This is a genomic window from Pseudarthrobacter sp. 01T43, from assembly GCF_056398665.1.
This window is the reverse complement of record NZ_JBFTPV010000002.1, coordinates 259,381-277,797: the sequence shown is the minus strand read 5'-3', so window position 1 is coordinate 277,797 and position 18,417 is coordinate 259,381. Positions and strand designations below refer to the sequence as shown.

Genomic DNA, 18,417 nt, shown 5'->3' with positions numbered 1-18,417 from the left:
GCAAGCCGGGAATCGCGCAGCATTCGTCATGACTGGCAGTTCCGGCATGACAGGCCCGGCCGTGCGTTAGTCCTTGGCCCGTTCCAGGAGCTGTGTGGGCGGCCCGGTGTGAGGTTCCGGCCCGGAGAGTGTTTTGAAAATGGTCCATCCGACAGCGGTGACGGGGACTGCCAGCAGCGCGCCAATAATACCGGCGGTCATGGTGCCTGCTGCCAGGGCCAGCAGGATCGCCAACCCGTGAATGCTCAGGACTTTGCCCATCAGGACCGGTTGCAGGAAATGGTGTTCGAGCTGGTTAGCGCCGATGACCACGGCAAGGACGATCAAGGCCGTCACTGGCCCATTCGAGATGAGGGCGACGGCGACGGCCAGCGTGCCTGCCGCCGTGGCCCCCACGATGGGGATGAAACCGCCGATGAAGACGAATACACCCAACGGTAATGCCAGCGGAACACCCAGTATGGCCAGCGCAACTCCAACGATGAGCCCATCAGTGGCGGCGACAATAGCCGTTCCCCGGACGTAGCCGCCCAAGACGACTGCGCTCCGGTCGGCTGCCTCGTGCGCTTTTGCGCGGCGCGTAGCCGGGAGGAAACCGATGAGGAAGTTCCGGATTTTGTCGCCGTCTTTGAGGAAGAAGAACAAGATCACGGCCATCAGGACCATACCTGCCAAGATCTCGCCCAGGGTACGTGCCCCTGTGAGCGCCTCCGTACCGAACGAGCTGGAGGTGAAGAAGTGCTGGACAGAGTCCCGTGTGGCGTTGATCTGAGCGTCGCTGACCGGTATGGGCCCCGCGTTCAGGAATTCGTGAAGGCGATCGATGCCGGCGATCGCTTTGGCAGTGAGGTCCTTTGACTGCGCGCGGACAAGGAACACAATGCCCGTGATGATCCCGCCAAAAACAGCGAGGATCCCAATGAAAGCGGTGAGCACTGCGAGGGCCCGTGGCCATCGATGTCCTGCCAGCCAGCGCACCAGCGGTGAGATGGCGGAGGCGAGGATCAGCGCGATCGTCACCGGGATCAAGACCAGGGGTACCCGTGTGAGGGTCCAGATGATTGTCCAGCCCAGGGCAGCCACGGTCAGGACTTGAATGGAGCGGATGCTGGCGCGGCCGAGTCCGTCAACCAAAATCGGCGGCAAGCCCGGGGGGAGATCAGCCATGGTATCTCGCTTTCAGAGCACAACAGAGTGAAAGTTCATTGTCCCAACCAGGGACTGCCTGGCTCGGGCTGCGGATGCGACTTTCAGTGCGCACCCGAAAATCAACCCAGACTTCATCACTCAGGTTACCGGGGCTGATCCTGGGCGGGCCTACGTCCCGCCGGGAGGCAACGTTCGGCGGCGTTTCCTTGGTTCGTGTTGTCTGGAACGCTTTGTCAAAGCCCGCAGGTGGCTGTCGGCGGAGTCCAGCAAGGAGACGGTCCGGGCGTGCAGCCCCACGACCAGCCGCAGCAGTTGACGTGGCCGCACGGCGCCCCAAACCGCGGCGAGAGTAAGCCCGGACAACAGCACCATCGTCAGGACGCCGAACGTTCCTTCGGGCCAGGGCAAGGAAGCCCCAGGCAGCCCTGCAGCGGTCCGGGCGGTGCCGGCTACGCCCGCACTGAATGTTCCCGCGATGGCGATCAGGACGGTCGCCAGCCAAGGCACCCATGCCACTAATGGCACGGCAGCCGTTCCCAGCAGCGTGACCGGCGCCACCAGCGGGGCTGCTGCCATATTCGCCAGCAAGGAGTAAGTCGAGAACTGGGGCTGCAGCAGCACAATGACAGGGCCGCACAGCAGCTGCGCCGAGAGCGGCACAGCCAAGGCAGCTGCTGCCCAGCGAGGAACGATTGCAGGGATCCAGTCAACTATCCGTGACCCGAGGACAATGATTCCCAGCGTCGCAAGCACCGAAAGCACAAAGCCGAAGCTGGTTGCAAGGCCCGGATCGATCAGCAACAAGCCCATCACAGCAAGGCAGAGGAAGCTGAGTCCCCGGCCCATGCGGCCACCAGCCAGCGAGGCAATGGCGATGGAACCCATCAAAGCTGCACGGAGGACGCTGGCATCAGGGCCAACGAGCACCACAAACATCCCCAGGCCGGCCAGTGCCATGGCGCCCGCAGCGATCCTGGGGAGCCTCAGGCTGCGCGCCGCCATCAGGAGGGCGCCCAGGACGAGGCTGCAGTTGGCCCCGCTCACTGCAGTCAAATGGGTCATGCCCACTGTCTTCATTGCTGTGTTGAGTCCTTCGTCCAGCGCCGACGTGTCACCGGTGACCATGCCCGGCAGGAGCCCGCGGGGATCGGCCGCCAAGAACGATGCTGCGGCCACATACCTTCCCCTGAGGTCCTTGGCCATCACCTCCCCGGCCGGGGCGGCATCGGCTCCAACACCGTCGGCGGCAGCGGCGCCGGGTTCCATCGACGCTGCCAGAATGGCGGTCTCCTGTTGGCCCGGCTCAGGCGGCCTCAGCTTACCGGCGGTCCGGACCCGTTGCCCCGGAACCACGTTGTCCCAGCCGCGGCCGCCCATCACTACAACCTCGGCCCGGGTGCGGATGACGTTGCCGCTGACAGTGACTTCTTCCGTCCGGGCATCCACCGACCACCGTTCGGGCGGCCCTGCCTGTCCCGGGAGCGTCAGGGCGCGCGCGGGGCCGGCAACTTCCAGAACGGCGACCACCGGCTTCCCCGCTGCGGCCGCTTCCGCGAGCGGTCCATGGTGGCGCTGCGAGGAAGACACCGCAGAGTTCGCCGCTGCGGTTGCGGCCAGCACCAACGCGACGGCCGTGGTGGTCAGGAAGCTCCTGCGATGCGCAAGGAGTTTCCTGCCGCGTGCCGCCCGGGCCAGCAGGAGGACTGCCAGCACCAGCAATCCGCTGCACAGCAACGCCAGCATTGCAGGGGTCAGCCAGGCTCCGGCCACTGCGGCGCCCCAGACAAGCAGCGCAGGCAGCGCCAGCCTGACGTCCGTCCGCCGGCGGGGCTTTTCGGCCGGTGCGGTCTCCTGGTCCCGGCCACGCAGCCTCTTCCTGACATACTCGGCCAGCATGGCGCTCTGCCGACGTACCGCGGAAGGCTGCACCACACCGTGCCCTCCGGCAGATTCCGGAACTCCCGGCTCCTGGACTGCCGACTTCTGCACTGCCGAGTCGACAAAGCGACTCCAGGGGCTTCGCCCCGCCATCTCAGATGCCCACCAGCGGGAGGAGAGTCTCAAGCATCTTGGGTCCCACGCCGTCCACGGCGTCGAGCTCCTCGACGGACTTGAACGGCCCGTGCTCCTTGCGCCAGTCCACGATCCGCTGCGCCAGCACAGGGCCCACTTTCGGCAGGGCGTCCAGTTCTTCGACGCTGGCCGTATTCAGGTTGACTTTCCCTGCACCGGCGCTGCCGGCCGCGGCGCCGGAAGCCTGCCCTGCTGCTGGGCTGCCCGGCAGTTCAACGGGGGTGCTCTCACCGGGCACGGGTACATACAGTTTCTGTCCGTCCGCCAGCACGGCGGCAAGGTTGAGCCGGTTGAGGTCCGCTGACGGCGTGGCGCCGCCAGCCTCAGCAATAGCTTGGTGCACTCGGCTGCCTGCTGGCAATTGCACCACTCCGGGCACGGCCACGGCACCGGCCACATGGATGACGACCATACCGGTCCGGGGATTCTCCGGAGACCCTGCACGGTCCGTACCCGGCGCCGGGGTTTCGCCATCACCACCAGCTCCACTCTGTGGAGGCGACACATCGCTGAGCGGGACCACTTCCGGCTGCCCTGCAGCAACCTGTCCCCAGAACCAGGCACCGCCCAGCACCGCGAGGACAGCAATGAAAAGGGCTACAGGCAAGCCAACACGCCACCTCAGTGCAGGACCCGCCGTGAGCGCATCCCCGCCGCCGGATTCAGGAACACCCGCCTCGCATGGCTGCGCGCAGTCTGCGTATTCGAAGGCCTTCCCGTCCTCGTCGGTCAGGAGCCCCGCGCTGCCACCCAGGCTGGCATGTAGCCTCTCCCGGGCATGCCGCGCCGACTGGCGTGCTCCAGCATCCCGGCGTGACATGCTCCCAACGCTAGGGATTCAAGACCGCTGGTGACAGCCCGGGCCTACCCTATGTGGAAAGCAGTTCGGGCTCCACTGGAGGTGGGGCACTTTCTCCTACGATGACAGCCAGCACGCCCAGGCCGGCGTGGGCGGCCAGGACGGCTGGCAGGGAGCTGATCTGCGCCGGCGGACAGCCGGGGAGGGCCGCGGCAAGCCTCGACGCCAGCCCCTCCGCCTCAGACGGGTTCCCGAAATGGTGGACAGCCAGCCGGGCCAGGCCGTCCGGACGGGACGCGGCGTCCGCCGCGGCAATTTCCTCGAGCCGGGCGATGGCTTTGGCGGCTGACCTGACCTTTTCCAGCGGTACAATTTTCCCGCTGTCCACCGCCAGGATCGGCTTGATGGCGAACATCGTCCCCAGCAGCGAGGCGGCCGCGCCGATCCGTCCGCCCCGGCGGAGCTGCTCCAGGCTGGGAACGTAAAAGTAGACCCTGGTCCGTGCCAGTTGGGCCGTCGCGGCGGCGCTGACCGCGGCGGCCTCCAGCCCCGCCGCCGCGGCGGCAACGGCAGTTTGGACGGCCATCCCCAGCGCCATGCCCACAGTTCCGGAGTCCACAACCTCCACGGGGATGGTGACCCGGCCCGCCGCAAGCCGGGCAGCGTCCGCCGTGCCGGAGAGGCCTCCGGAGATGTGGATACTGACGACCGCCTCGTATCCGCCGCGTTCAGCGGCAAGGAAGGCCTGTTCAAATTGGCCAGGTGACGGGCGGGAAGTCTTAACGGATTTTCCGCCCGCGAGTGCCAGGGCAATGGTCTCGGTGATGTCGTCTTCGCCCTCACCGTAGATCTCTTCGCCCACCATCACGGGCATCGGGATCACGGTCAGCAGACCGTCGGAGGCGCAGGCCCCCACCCACTCCGCCGGCAGCGCGGACGCGGAGTCCGTCACCACAGCGGTACGGACGACGGCGGCGGCCACCTCGGTGGGCGCGGCCGGCCGCGCCGCAGGGCGGAGGGCAGCGATGCGCTCCCGGAGCCAGAGCCATGCTGCGGCGTCACGGTCGGGCAACTTGCCTCCTGATGTCAGACCGGCCGTCGGATGGACCGGACGGCCGGTGCCCGGCTAGGCCGGGACGATGTTCACCAGTTTAGGCGCCCGCACGATCACCGTGCGGATGCCGCGGCCGTCCATGGCACGCTGGACGTTTTCGCTGGCCAGGGCCAGTTCGCGCAGCTCGTCCTCGCTGATGTCCGGGGACACTTCGAGCCTGTCGCGCACCTTGCCCTGCACCTGGACCACAGCGGTGACGGTCTCCTGGACCAGCAGCGCTTCGTCATGGGCAGGCCAGCCGGCGTTCGCCACCGAGGCCGGGTGGCCCAGGACGTTCCACATGTCCTCGGCGGTATAAGGCGCAAAGAGGCTCAGGATGACCGCGACGGCTTCCGCTGCCTCGCGGACGGCGGGGTCGGCGCCGCCGGCACCCCCAGCCGCATCTATAGTCTTGCGGGTCGCGTTGACCAGCTCCATCAGCTTGGCCACCACCACATTGAACTTGTTGTTATCCAGCAAAGCCGCCGCGTCGGCGATGGTCCGGTGCGTCACGGACCGCAGTGCGCGGTCACCGGAAGCGGCGTCAGTTCCGGGCTCGCTGCTGACATCCTGCGCCAGTCGCCAAGCGCGGGCGAGGAACTTCGCGGATCCCGACGGCGAAACGTCCGCCCAGTCCACGTCGTCCTCCGGCGGGGAGGCGAAGATCATGGTCAGGCGGACAGCGTCCACGCCGTATTTGTCGAGCTGTTCGCCGAGGTCCACGCCATTGCCCAGCGACTTGCTCATCGCCTTGCCCCCGTTGAGGACCTGTCCCTGGTTCAGCAGCGCGCTGAACGGCTCGTCGGCGTCGATCATGCCGAGGTCGTGGATGACCTTGGTGAAGAAGCGCGCGTACAGCAGGTGCAGGATGGCGTGCTCCACGCCGCCCACGTACTGGCCCACCGGCATCCACTCGTTGATCTTCGCCGGATCGAAGGGGCCCTCGGTGTACTGCGGTGAAACGAAGCGCAGGAAGTACCAGGACGAATCCACAAACGTGTCCATGGTGTCGGTATCGCGCTTCGCCGGCCCGTGGCAGTTGGGGCATTCCACGTTCACCCAGGCCTCGGCTGCAGCAAGCGGCGACGTGCCCTTCGGGGACAGGTCCTCGCCGCGCAGGTCGGCAGGCAGGGTCACGGGAAGCTGCTCGTCCGGGACGGGAACTTCACCGCACGCAGGGCAGTGAATGATGGGAATGGGGGTGCCCCAGAACCGCTGGCGGCTCAGGAGCCAGTCACGGAGGCGGAAGTTGACGAACTTCTCGCCCGTGCCCTGCTTTTCCAGAATCTCGATGGCGGCGGGGATGGCCTGTGCCTTCGGCAGGCCGTCCAGCACACCCGAGTTAATCAGGGTGCCCTCCCCTGCCGTGGCCTTGCCGGAAACGGCAGGATCGTCCTCGCCGGTGTCCAGTACGGCACGGACGGGAAGGCCGAACGTCCTAGCGAAGTCAAGGTCGCGCTGGTCGTGCGCCGGGACTGCCATGATGGCGCCGGTGCCGTAATCGGCCAGCACGTAGTCCGCGGCCCAGACCGGCAGTTTCTCCCCGTTCAGCGGGTTGACCGCGTACCGTCCGGTGAAGACTCCCGTCTTTTCGCGTTCGGTGGACTGGCGTTCGATTTCGCTCAGGGCCTTGACCTGCTCGCGGTACGTGTCCAGTGCGGCGGCGTGCTCGTCCGTGACGAGATCGACGGCGATCGGCGCGTCGGCGGCGACCACGAAGAATGTTGCCCCGTAGAGGGTGTCCGGGCGGGTGGTGAAGACGGTGACGTCCTTGGCGGGCTTGCCGCCCTCGGCCTCGATCACGAAGTTGACGTGCGCACCTTCGGAACGCCCAATCCAGTTTTTCTGCATGGCCAGCACACGCTCAGGCCAGTGCCCGCGCAGTTCATCCATGTCTTCCAGCAGCCGGTCAGCGTACTCGGTGATCTTGAAGTACCACTGGTTCAGGGACTTCTTGGTGACCGGGGTCCCGCAACGTTCACAGGCACCGTTGACGACCTGTTCATTGGCAAGCACAGTCTGGTCCTTCGGGCACCAGTTGACTGGCGAATCCTTGCGGTAAGCCAGGCCGCGCTCGTAGAAGCGCTTGAACAGCCACTGGGTCCAGCGGTAGTACTCGGGGTCTGAGGTGTGAACGCGCCGGGACCAGTCCGCTGAGATGGCGTAACGCTTGAAAGACGCCGCCTGGGTTTCGATGTTGGCGTAGGTCCACTCGCTGGGGTGGGCGTTGCGCTTGATGGCGGCGTTTTCTGCCGGCAGGCCGAAGGAGTCCCAGCCGATCGGGTGCAGGACGTCGAAACCCTGCTGGCGGAGGTACCGTGCCACAACGTCGCCCATGGCAAACGCCTCAGCATGGCCCATGTGGAGGTCGCCGGAGGGGTAGGGAAACATGTCAAGCACATAGCGGCGCTCGCGGGAGCCGTCATCAACGGGGGTGAAGACCTTGAGGTCTTCCCACACCTGCGGCCACCTGGCCTCCATCGCCGCGAAGCTGTAGGCACCCTCTTCGGGTGTTTCCGCCGCCACTGCTGGTGTTCCGGTCTCTGTCTCCGGCTGAACGCTCACTGCTGCCCTCTTCTGTTCTGTTGCGGCATCTGTGCTGCCACAACTTCTCTGATCCCCTCTGCTGCCGGCCCGGCAATCTTGCCCGGACACACAAAAGCCCCTCTCCAGGGAGGGGCGGCCGCTCGGCTGTCCGGTTGATTCCGGATACCGGGCGGCTAGCTAAGCAGAAGGATCGCACGCATAGGACTACTTTAGCGCACCCGCCCTTCCACCTAAGCGCAAGTCGCCCCGAGCGGCTGAATGGCCGGACACGAAGAGAAAGGGGCCGGTGACTCCCCGCCATGGTGTGGTGGGCACCGCGAAGCGGGCGGGCGGGAGTCACCGGCCCCTTTCGGGGTCTCCGGCCTACTTCACGTCCTCGTCGACCCAGTCCATGGACTTCGTCACTGCCTTCTTCCACAGCCGCATCTGGCGGTCCTGCTCGGCCTGGTCCATCCGCGGTTCCCACCGCTTGTCTTCGGACCAGTTGGCCGACAGCTCGCCGAGGTCCTTCCAGAATCCGACGGCGAGGCCGGCGGCGTAGGCCGCACCCAGGGCGGTGGTCTCGACCACCTTGGGCCGAATGACCGGTACGCCCAGGATGTCCGCCTGGAACTGCATCAGGGCGTCGTTGGCCACCATGCCGCCGTCGACCTTCAGCTCGGTGAGCGGCACGCCCGAGTCCGCGTTGACTGCGTCCAGCACTTCACGCGTCTGGAACGCGGTGGCTTCCAGAGCGGCGCGGGCGATGTGGCTCTTGTTGACGAACCGGGTAAGGCCCACGATGGCGCCGCGGGCATCCGAGCGCCAGTAGGGAGCGAAGAGCCCGGAGAACGCCGGCACAATATACACGCCGCCGTTGTCCTTGACAGATGCCGCCAGCGTCTCCACCTCCGGGGCGCTGCTGATCATGCCCAGGTTGTCCCGCAGCCATTGAATCAGGGATCCGGTGACGGCAATGGAGCCCTCCAGCGCATAGTGCGTCGGGGCATCACCGAGCTTGTAACCGACCGTGGTGAGCAGGCCGTTCTTCGAGTGGACGATCTCTTCGCCCGTATTGAAGATCAGGAAGCAGCCGGTGCCGTAGGTGTTCTTTGCTTCGCCGGCCTCGAAAGCCGCCTGGCCAAACGTGGCCGCCTGCTGGTCACCGAGGATGCCGGCGACGGGGACTTCGCGGAGCAACTGGGAGGTATGTACCGTGCCGTAAACCTCGGAGGAGGACTTGATGACCGGCATCATGCTCAACGGGACCCCGAAGATCCCTAAAATTTCCTCATCCCAGGTCAGGGTGTCGAGGTCCATAAACAGGGTGCGGGAGGCGTTGGTGACGTCCGTGACATGGACTCCGCCGTCCACCCCGCCGGTCAGGTTCCAGAGCACCCACGAGTCCGTGTTGCCGAAGACCAGGTCACCTGCCTCTGCCTTGGCCCTGGCGCCATCGACGTTGTCCAGGATCCACTTGATTTTGGTGCCGGAGAAGTACGTGGCGAGTGGCAATCCCACCTTCTGCTTGAAGCGCTCGGGGCCGCCGTCCTTTGCCAGCTCATCGACGATGTTCTGCGTGCGGGTGTCCTGCCAGACAATGGCGTTGTATACAGGTTCACCGGTGGTCTTGTCCCACACCACGGCAGTCTCGCGCTGGTTGGTAATTCCGACGGCGGCAATGTCGTGACGCGTCAGGTTCGCCTTTGAGAGCGCAGAACCGATGACCTCGCGGGTGTTGTTCCAGATTTCGGCGGGGTTGTGCTCCACCCAGCCGGCCTGCGGGAATATCTGTTCGTGCTCCATCTGCCCGGAGGAAACGATGTTGCCGCTGTGGTCGAAGATGATGGCGCGGGAGCTGGTGGTGCCCTGGTCGATGGCGATTACGTACTGGTTCATGGTGACGTCCTTGTCTGTATGCAGGGTTTGGTAGCTGACCGGTCAGGATGCTGCGGTGATGATGATGGGGACAACTTTGGCGAGGATTCCACCCAGGGCTCCGCCCACCAGCGGACCTACTACCGGAATCCACGAGTACGCCCAATCGCTGCTTCCTTTGCCCTTGATGGGCAGCAGGGCGTGGGCAATACGCGGGCCGAGGTCGCGGGCAGGGTTGATGGCGTAGCCGGTGGGACCGCCCAGTGAAACGCCGATGCCGACAACCAGGAGGGCAACAGCCAACGGGCCCAGCCCGGAGGGGGTTCCGCCCAGGGTGAGGATCACGAAGACCAGGACGAAGGTGCCGATGATCTCCGTGATCAGGTTCCACGGGTTGGAGCGGATGGCAGGGCCGGTGGAGAAAACGCCGAGTTTGGAGGCCTGCGCCGGCTCGTCATCGAAGTGCTGCTTGTATGCCAGCCAGCACACGACTGCACCGAGGAAGGCACCCAGCAGCTCGCCACCGAAGTAGGTCAGCGTGGACGCCACGTCCACTTTGACCCCCGGGGCGAATTCAGCTTTGCCGTTCACCAGCAGGCCCAGGGTCACAGCGGGATTGAGGTGAGCACCCGACTTGGCGGCAACAAAGACACCGCAGAAGACGGCGATGCCCCACCCCCAAGTGACCATCAGGAACCCGCCGCTGTTACCTTTCGTCCCCTTCAGGGCCACGTTCGCCACGACGCCGCAACCCAACAGGGTGAGCATCGCGGTTCCGAAGACTTCGGAAAGAAAAACTATTCCAAGAGACATCATTGACTCCTTATTTTCTGTTTTCGGTCCCCCGCGGGTTGAAGGACCGTTGAGCCGGAGCGCGTTGACGCTCGGGCTGCAGCCGGCCGGCTAGGCGACCAGGCTGTGGACCTGTATTCGGTGGAACCGCTCCAATACCTCCTCGGCGTGGTGGATCTCCCGGGCCTGTGCTGCGGCGTCCCAGCCCAGCGGACCGGCGATCACCTCCGACACCTCATTGAGCAGCTCGCCGGTGACCAGCCCCCGGAAGGCGAGGGAGGTCCGGCGGATGAGCACATCGGTAAGGTGTCCGATCTGCTCATGGAGGGCCATGAATTCAAGCTCGCGGACGCTGAGTTCGAGGGTCGAGCGCAGCGGCCGGTCGGGACCCCCGTCGAGGAAGCTGATGACATCCTCGGCTCTGGTGCCATAGCGGGTCAGGAGGAGTGCCGTCCGGTCGGCACCACGGTCCGCGGTGACATGGGACTTGATCCAGGTCTGGACACCGGCCTCGTCCGCCGGGAATCCGGCGCCGCCGCCGATGGCCAGCTTCGCCGTCGACACCTGACGCTCCATGCCCAGTTCGGCAAGCACGTCGTTGGCCAGGTGCTCGGCCAGCGCCCGGAATGTTGTCCACTTGCCGCCTACAAGGCTAAAGACGACGGCGTCCGGGCCGCCTGCGTGCCGTTCAATCCGGTAGTCCCGGGAAACGAATCCCGGCTGGGTTGCGTCGTGGCGGGGCAGCGGGCGTACGCCGGAGAACGTGTAGACGATCTGCCCCCGGTCAACGGGTATGTCAGGGAAAACATGACCGATCAGCTCAAGGAAGTAGTCGATCTCGCCGTCCGTGCACACCGCATCGTGGGCCATGTCGGCGTCCACGTCGGTGGTGCCCACCAGGACCCTGTCCCCCATGGGGTAGATCAGGACGATCCGGCCGTCAGTGTGTTCAAAGAAGATCTCCCGGCCCTTGCAGGCCTCGAGCAGGTCCGGGTGGTCCAGCACGATGTGCGAGCCCTTGGTTCCGCCCATAAAGCGGGAAGCTGCACCCATCGCCTCGTTAGTCAGGTCCACCCAGGCCCCGGTGGTGTTCACGATGACATCGGCGGTGAAATCAAAGAGCTCCCCCGTCAGTTCGTCCCGCAACTGAACGGTGCTGCCGGCTGTGTTGCCGTTTCCTGCAGGCACCCCGGGGCCCATCGACTGCAGCGAGACATAGTTGCTGGCCCGGGCCGTGCTGCCTGCCGGTCCTGCGTTCACCAGCCCGGCCTTTTCACCGTCCTGGAGTACGTCCAGGGTGAGACGCTCGGGATTGTGGACCGAGGCGTCAAAGTAGGTGGCCGCGTATTTAATGCCGGGGTGCAGGCGTGGAAGTTCCGCCAGCGCCCGCTTGCGGCCCCGGAACTGGTGCCGGGGCACGGTGCCCCCGTCGCGGGAGAATGAGTCATACAGGCTCAGGCCCAGTTTGATCAGGAACGCACCGCGTTCCTTGGGTTTGCCCTGCTGTTTGTGGGTCAGGAACCTCAAGGGGGCAGACAGCACGCCGGAGAAGGTGCTGAAAATAGGAATCGTGGTCTGGAGCGGCTTGACGTAGTGGGGGGCGATTCGCAGGAGGCGGTTGCGCTCAACCACAGACTCCCGGACCAGGCGGAACTCACCGTTTTCGAGGTAGCGAATGCCGCCGTGGATCATGTGGGAGGATGCGCCGCTGGCGCCCTGGCAGTAGTCGCCGCGTTCCACCAGGGCAACATCCACACCCTGGAGCGCAAGATCCCGGAACGTACCCACCCCGTTGATTCCACCGCCGATGATCAGCACCTTGGCTTGCGGGCGCTCCCGCAGAGCCTTCGCCGAGGCGCGGGGCACCGACGACTTCGCAGGCATGGTGCCGGGATGGCCAGATGAGTCCTTGAGTCCCAAAAAATGCTCCTTGGGTTTAGTCCTTGGGGCCTACCATCGCAGGTCAGCCGCCCTTCTTCAACTATTCTTTGAACTAATGGAAAATCTAGTCAAGCTCTTTGCACAAACGTGCAGTATGGACGCCGAATGATGCCCTCCCGCCACTCAGACGCCCTGCGGGCTGCACAAATGTATTACCTCCAGGACCTGACCATGGACGCGATCGCCCGCGAGCTCCGGACGTCCCGGTCCACAGTGTCGAGGCTCCTTTCCGCAGCCAGGGACACGGGCCTGGTCCAAATCCAGATCCGCAATCCACTGGACACCGGTCCGGAGCTCGAAAGCATGATCAGGCGGGAGTACAACGTGGACGTTCACGTTGTACCGGTGCTGGAGTCACTCAACGAGGCTGAAACCCTGGACCGCGTAGCGTTACAGGCAGCGCGCACCATCGGGCCCCTGGTGGATTCCAACGCAATCCTCGGCATCGCATGGGGCTCGACGCTTAGCGCCGTCAGCAGGCACCTGACCCGCAAAATCACCCATGACACCGTGGTGGTCCAGCTCAATGGCGCCGGAAACATGCACACCACCGGCATCACCTACGCGAGCGACATTATGCGCCGCTTTGGCAGCGCCTACGGGGCCCGGGTAGAGCAGTTTCCTGTGCCTGCGTTTTTTGACCATGCGGCCACCACGGCTGCCATGTGGAATGAGCGCAGCGTGCAGCGCATCCTGGATCTGCAGGCCCGGATGAGCATCGCCATTTTCGGCGTCGGATCCGTAGAGGCCGATTATCCGAGCCATGTCTACGCGGGCGGCTACCTGGACGAAAACGACCTCAGGATGCTCGCCCATTCCGATGTTGTGGGTGACGTCGCCACGGTCTTTTTCCGCCGGGACGGCTCGTCAGATGGCATCGTTTTGAACGAGCGTTCCACGGGTCCTGCACTCTCGCAGTTGCGCCAGGTCCGCCGCCGGATCTGTGTGGTGTCAGGGGCGTCCAAGATTAACGGCCTGCGCGGTGCCCTCACCGCAGGCCTCGCCACTGACCTGATTCTCGATGAAGCCACCGCGCGCCGACTGGTGGGCTTTGAAGGCGTGGCCCCGGCGAATGGGTAAAGTCAGTCCTATGAAACCTTCTCCCCGACTTAGTCTCAACAACGGTGTGCTGATCGACCAGTTGGGGTTTGGGCTCTACAAGGTTCCGGTGGCGGATGCGCCGTCGCTGGTGGCCATGGCCCTGGGCACCGGCTACCGCCACTTCGACACTGCCGCCATGTACGGGAACGAGGCCGGCGTCGCACGGGCCCTCGGCGCGGCGGTTGATTCCGACGGCGGGAGCGGCGGATCCGGCGAATCCTCGCCGGGGCTCCGGCGCGAGGACGTCTTTGTCACCACGAAGGTTTGGAACGACGACCAGGGGTATGACAAAACGCTGCGGGCGTTTGATACGTCCATGGTCAACCTCGGCCTGGACTACGTGGACATGTACCTTATCCACTGGCCCTGTGCCCGCCGCGGCCTCTTCACGGAAACGTACCGTGCCCTTGAAACGCTCTACCGCGAAGGAAAAGTGCGCGCCATCGGTGTCTGCAACTTCCAGCCGGCCCACCTGGACCGCCTGCTCGAAACCGCCGAAGTGGTGCCGGCGGTGAACCAGATTGAACTGCACCCCTGGCTGCAGCAGGCGGAACTCAGGGAAAAGCACCGCGGCCTGGGAATCCTGACGGAGGCCTGGAGTCCGTTGGGCCGCGGGCACGTTTTGGCGGACCCCGTGGTGCTTGCCCTCGCCGCCGAACATGGCCGGACACCCGCCCAGATCATCCTGCGGTGGCATGTCCAGCTGGGAAACATTGCCATCCCCAAGGCGAGCTCGGAGGCCCGGATCCGGGAGAACCTGGACGTCTTCGGCTTTAGCTTGTCGGACCGCGACATGGCGGCCCTCGCGGAGCTTGAGCGTGGCCAGCGCACCGGCTCCCATCCTGACAACGTCAACTAGGACCGGGATCCATGAAAACCGCCGCCCACCAGTCATCCGCCGCGCCGTCCTACTTCAGCGCCGGGCTGGCCTCCCGCACGCAGGCTGCAGAGATCGAACTCGGCGGCACCGCTGTGGCGTACTGGACGTATGAACCGGTCCAGGCGACCTCCGAAACGCGCACCATCCTGGTTATCCATGGGTTCCGTGGCGACCACCACGGCCTGCTCCGCGTAGCCGACCAGCTGCCGGAAATGCGGATCATCATGCCTGACCTCCCGGGCTTCGGCAGCTCCGCCGCGTTCGTGGCCCGAGAACATTCGGTGGAACAGTACGGCGCCTTCATCAGCTCCTTCATGGCTGCCCTGGGCCTGGGCCCCGACACCGTGCTGCTGGGACACTCCTTCGGCTCCATCATCGCGTCTCATTTTGTCGCCGCGCAGCCAGGGAAAGTCACGCCGCTGATCCTCATCAATCCCATTGCCGCGCCTGCCTTGGAGGGCCCCAAGGGCATCATGACCAAGCTCGCCGTACTCTATTACCGGCTGGCCGCGCGTCTCCCCCGCCCGCTGGGCCTGGCACTGCTGCGCAACCCGGTGATCGTCCGGGTTATGAGCGAGGCCATGGCCAAAACCGGCAACCGGGACCTCCGCCGTTTCATCCACCGCCAGCACCACGCCTACTTCAGTGCCTTCGCGGACAGGGAAAGCCTCCTCCAGTCATTCACTGCCTCCGTCAGCGCCCACGTGGCGGAGGTTGCGGACAAGCTGACACTGCCGGTGCTCCTTATAGCGGGCGAAAGAGACGAAATCGCCACGCTGCCGGACCAGCACCGCCTCGCCGCGCTCCTGCCGGACGGAGAGCTCAAAGTCATTCCCGGCGTCGGCCACCTCATTCACTACGAAACGCCCGTACCGGCCGCCGGTTTCATCCGCAGCTTCCTTAAGGACCACTCCGCGTGAAGATTGTCATCGATGCCCGGTTCACCAGGAACGACCACCACGACGGCATCAGCCGCTATGGCGCGAGCCTGATCGCAGCAACGGCGAAGATCGCCGACGTCTCCATGCTGATCAGCGATACCCGGCAACTCGCCCTGCTCCCGGATGTTCCCTACACGCTGATCAACAGCCCGCTGTCCCCGGCGGAGCTGTTGGTGGCCCGCAGAATCAACCCGCTCGGCGCGGACGTGGTGGTCTGCCCGATGCAGACCATGGGCAGCTGGGGACGCAACTATGGCCTGGTCCTGACCCTTCACGATCTCATCTACTACGAGCACCCCGCACCGCCCGGATTCCTGCCGGCGCCGGTGCGAATCCTGTGGCGCATGTACCACAAGGCCTTCTGGCCGCAGCGCCTCCTTTTGAACCGCGCGGACATCGTGGCCACCATCAGCAGGACTACTGAAGCACTGATGGCCAAGTACAGGCTGACCAGCCGGCCGGTGCGGATCATCAGCAACGCACCGCAGCCGGCCCAGGAACCGCGGGATCCAGCTGCGGGATCCGACCATACGCTGGTCTACATGGGTTCGTTCATGCCCTACAAAAACGTGGAGACGCTGGTTGCCGGGATGTCCGGGCTGCCCGACTTCACGCTGCATCTGCTGAGCAGGATCACACCGGAGCGGCGTGCCGAACTGGAGATCATGGTCCCCGCCGGGGCCAAGGTGGTGTTCCACAACGGCGTCACCGATGACGAATACGCGGTCCTGCTCAAACGGGCCACCGCTTTGGTAAGCCTCTCCCGCGCCGAAGGGTACGGGCTGCCGTTGGTGGAGGCCATGTCCGTGGGCACGCCGGTGATTGCCAGCGACATTCCGATCTTCCGGGAAGTGGGCGGCGACGCCGCGTCGTATGTCGCACCCGACTCCCCCACCGAATTCGCCGCGGCCGTGCAGAAACTGCGGGACGAGGAGCACTGGCAGGACGTTTCGCGCCGCTCGGTGGCCCGCGCGGCGGAATTCAGCTGGGACGAGTCCGCCCGGCAACTCGTGGACGTAGCCCACGACATTGTGGCCGCCCGCGGCCGCCGGAAGGGCCTGCAGTAGCGGACCTCGCCTACAGGACGTCCACGCCGTCGAGCCTGACCTGCACCGGTTCCTCCGTCCGCTTGGCGGCAGCAGCAGCCTTGGTTGACCGCAACACCCGGGTCACGGCGCCGGCCTGCCCGTAAGGAAAGAACAGCAGGGTCCGCACATCTTCCCCGGCACGATGGGCGGCCGCAGGGCCCGTGAGCACCACCGGCGCCGGACCTGCGCTCCGCAGCGTGATGCCGGACGTCGCCAGCTCGGCCTCCACCGCCGCGGTGAAATGAACGACGGCGGACCGGGGGCCGGTTACCGACGCAATCCGGACGGCAGGGGGCAACTGCAGTTCCATGCGGAGCTCCAGCTCGCGCCGGGCGTACCCGGCCGGATCCCAGCGCAGCAAGGCGCCAACGGCAATGCTCTCCGTCGCGGTGATGACCACCAGGCCGCCGTCGGACGCGGGACGCACCAGCGCCGCGGCATTGAACCAGCGGCGTACGGTGTCCTCCCCGGCCCGAAGGTTTTCCCGGCGCAGCAGCGAGTCGCCGTCGAGCAGGAGCGCGGCAGCGTAGCCGCCCTCGGCGACCGGTTCGGCGCCGATGGTGGCCACCACCAGGGCATGCGCGCCGCCGACTTCAGCCTTGACGTGGTCGCCGGAGGACGTGATGACAGCCTTGCCGGGAAACGCCCGGCCCAGTTCCTCCGCTGTCCGCAGGACACCGGTGGCGCCTTTCCGAAGCTTCCGCCCCGAGCAGTGGACACACTGCCAGTCGGGGGCCGGCGTCGAGCACCATCGGCACTGCGGAATCGCCGAACTGCCGCTGGCTCCCGCCAGGGCCAACGGACCTTGGCACGACCGGCAGCGCGACGGCTCGCGGCACGTCTCGCACACCAGCGACGGCGCATAGCCGGCCCTGGCCACCTGCACCAGCACCGGCCCGCGTTCCAGCCCTTCCTTGGCGGCCCGCCACGCTGCACCCGGAAGCCGGGCCACCAGGGCGAGCGGGTCACGTTCCTGTTCATAGCTGTCGGCGGTATTCAGGACGCGGGGAACCGTCCGGCGGACAAACACCCGCTCCGCCTCGACCGGCATAGCCCAGCCCGCCTCCACGAGCCGCTGCAACTCTGTACTCCTCGCATGCCCCGCCATCAGGCAGGCCGTCCCGGCCTGGTCCGCGCGCAGCAGCAGCACCTCCCGGGCATGCGCGTAGGGGGCGCGCTGTTCGATGTGGAGGTCGTTGCCGTCATCCCAGCAGGCCACGAACCCGAGGTCCTGAACGGGCGCGAAGGCTGCAGACCGCGTACCAATAGCCACCCGCGCCGAGCCGTCCAGAAGGCGCAGGAAATTCCGGTAGCGGGGCGTGGGCCCGTCATCGGCGGTCAAGCGGGCGATGTCAGCCGCGGGCAGGACGGCCAGCAATGCCTGTTCCAGTTGGTTGAGGTCGCGGTAGTCGGGCACCACCACTAAGGCGCCGCGGCCGGAGGCACGGACGGCGGCCACCGCCTCTGCAATCAACTGCGGCCATGCAGCGGGGCCATAGCCTTGAAGCGGGCTGATGACCGCCCGCGGCGAGCCGCCTTCCTGCAGGTGGCGGACAAAGGCGGGACCGTTGCGGTAGCCTACCCAGCCGCTCTCCCCCAAGGAACCAGCCACGACGGCGGGGTCCCCCGACGTTGCGTGGGTATCCGTTCCGGCGGTCGCCGTGCCACGCGGCGGTACGGCGGCCGCCGGCACGGCAGCAGCGAGGAAATCCTTCTCCAGCCGTGCCATTCGCGGCGGGACTGCCACCCGCAGCACGTCGCTGACAGTTCCGGCGTACCGGGCGGCGACGGCGGATACGAGGTCCCGCACGGCGGGAGTGAGGACGGCGACCGCGGAGATCACCTTGTGCAGGGGCACCAGGGTGTGGCCGGCGTCGGACTCTGCCGCGCGTTCCATGATGAACCCGGTGAGTTCCTGGCCGTTAAAACGGACTTTGACCCGGACGCCTGACTGCGCGGCCTCGTCCAGTTCTGCGGGCACACTGTAGTCAAATGGCCGGTCAAGGTGCGGCAGCGATGACTCGACCAGCACCCGGGCCACCGGGAGCTGAGCTGCCAGCGGGGGTCCGGCCTGGGGCGCGCGGGCCGGGAAGCCTTGGAGCAGGGACGGCTGTACGGCACCAGGCCCAGCGCGGACAGTCCCGGGTATTTCCATG

Annotated in this window: 13 protein-coding genes; 4 read left to right on the top strand and 9 right to left on the bottom strand. The window is 65.9% G+C overall.

Annotation, left to right across the window (positions count from 1 at the left end):
- Positions 1-66: 66 nt before the first annotated feature.
- The 8 genes from AC1DIM_RS02895 to AC1DIM_RS02860 all read right to left on the bottom strand — a co-directional run bounded on the left by AC1DIM_RS02895 (position 67) and on the right by AC1DIM_RS02860 (position 12,194).
- Positions 67-1,167: an AI-2E family transporter gene (locus tag AC1DIM_RS02895; RefSeq protein ID WP_477708984.1), complete on the bottom strand. Its 1,101-nt coding sequence runs from the start codon at positions 1,165-1,167 to the stop codon at positions 67-69.
- Positions 1,168-1,317: 150 nt separating this feature from the next.
- The gene (locus tag AC1DIM_RS02890; protein WP_477708983.1) at positions 1,318-3,081 is read right to left on the bottom strand and encodes a ComEC/Rec2 family competence protein; all 1,764 of its coding nucleotides are present in this window, start codon (positions 3,079-3,081) and stop codon (positions 1,318-1,320) included.
- A 100-nt stretch (positions 3,082-3,181) separates the two neighbouring features.
- Complete coding sequence (locus tag AC1DIM_RS02885; protein ID WP_477708982.1) at positions 3,182-4,042, bottom strand: ComEA family DNA-binding protein; 861 nt, start codon at positions 4,040-4,042, stop codon at positions 3,182-3,184.
- Between the two features lie 49 nt (positions 4,043-4,091).
- On the bottom strand, positions 4,092-5,093 hold the full coding sequence (locus AC1DIM_RS02880) for a DegV family protein (RefSeq protein ID WP_477708981.1): 1,002 nt from the start codon (positions 5,091-5,093) through the stop codon (positions 4,092-4,094).
- Between the two features lie 54 nt (positions 5,094-5,147).
- The gene (gene leuS, locus AC1DIM_RS02875; RefSeq protein WP_477708980.1) at positions 5,148-7,679 is read right to left on the bottom strand and encodes a leucine--tRNA ligase; all 2,532 of its coding nucleotides are present in this window, start codon (positions 7,677-7,679) and stop codon (positions 5,148-5,150) included.
- Positions 7,680-8,024: 345 nt separating this feature from the next.
- The gene (gene glpK / locus AC1DIM_RS02870) at positions 8,025-9,539 is read right to left on the bottom strand and encodes a glycerol kinase GlpK (RefSeq protein WP_477708979.1); all 1,515 of its coding nucleotides are present in this window, start codon (positions 9,537-9,539) and stop codon (positions 8,025-8,027) included.
- A gap of 42 nt (positions 9,540-9,581) precedes the next feature.
- Positions 9,582-10,331, bottom strand: a complete 750-nt coding sequence (locus AC1DIM_RS02865) for an MIP/aquaporin family protein (protein WP_441868459.1) — start codon at positions 10,329-10,331, stop codon at positions 9,582-9,584.
- Between the two features lie 90 nt (positions 10,332-10,421).
- Positions 10,422-12,194 (bottom strand): glycerol-3-phosphate dehydrogenase/oxidase, encoded by a 1,773-nt coding sequence (locus AC1DIM_RS02860; RefSeq protein ID WP_477709110.1) that lies wholly within the window; start codon positions 12,192-12,194, stop codon positions 10,422-10,424.
- Between the two features lie 162 nt (positions 12,195-12,356).
- Between AC1DIM_RS02860 and AC1DIM_RS02855 the strand changes: the two genes are divergently transcribed.
- Genes AC1DIM_RS02855 through AC1DIM_RS02840 form a run of 4 tightly spaced genes read left to right on the top strand, consistent with a single transcriptional unit; the run spans position 12,357 to position 16,240 of the window.
- Complete coding sequence (locus tag AC1DIM_RS02855) at positions 12,357-13,331, top strand: sugar-binding transcriptional regulator (RefSeq protein ID WP_477708978.1); 975 nt, start codon at positions 12,357-12,359, stop codon at positions 13,329-13,331.
- 10 nt (positions 13,332-13,341) lie between these two features.
- Entirely contained in the window at positions 13,342-14,211 is an 870-nt protein-coding gene (locus tag AC1DIM_RS02850; RefSeq protein WP_477708977.1) for an aldo/keto reductase, read from the top strand.
- Positions 14,212-14,222: 11 nt separating this feature from the next.
- A complete protein-coding gene (locus AC1DIM_RS02845) occupies positions 14,223-15,152 on the top strand; it encodes an alpha/beta fold hydrolase (RefSeq protein WP_477708976.1) in 930 nt (309 codons plus the stop codon).
- A complete protein-coding gene (locus AC1DIM_RS02840; protein ID WP_477708975.1) occupies positions 15,149-16,240 on the top strand; it encodes a glycosyltransferase family 4 protein in 1,092 nt (363 codons plus the stop codon). The genes AC1DIM_RS02845 and AC1DIM_RS02840 overlap by 4 nt, the downstream gene beginning before the upstream one ends.
- Positions 16,241-16,250: 10 nt before the next feature.
- On the opposite strand, the gene AC1DIM_RS02835 is transcribed toward AC1DIM_RS02840, so the two are convergent.
- A complete protein-coding gene (locus AC1DIM_RS02835; protein ID WP_477708974.1) occupies positions 16,251-18,416 on the bottom strand; it encodes a primosomal protein N' in 2,166 nt (721 codons plus the stop codon).
- Position 18,417: the final 1 nt, after the last annotated feature.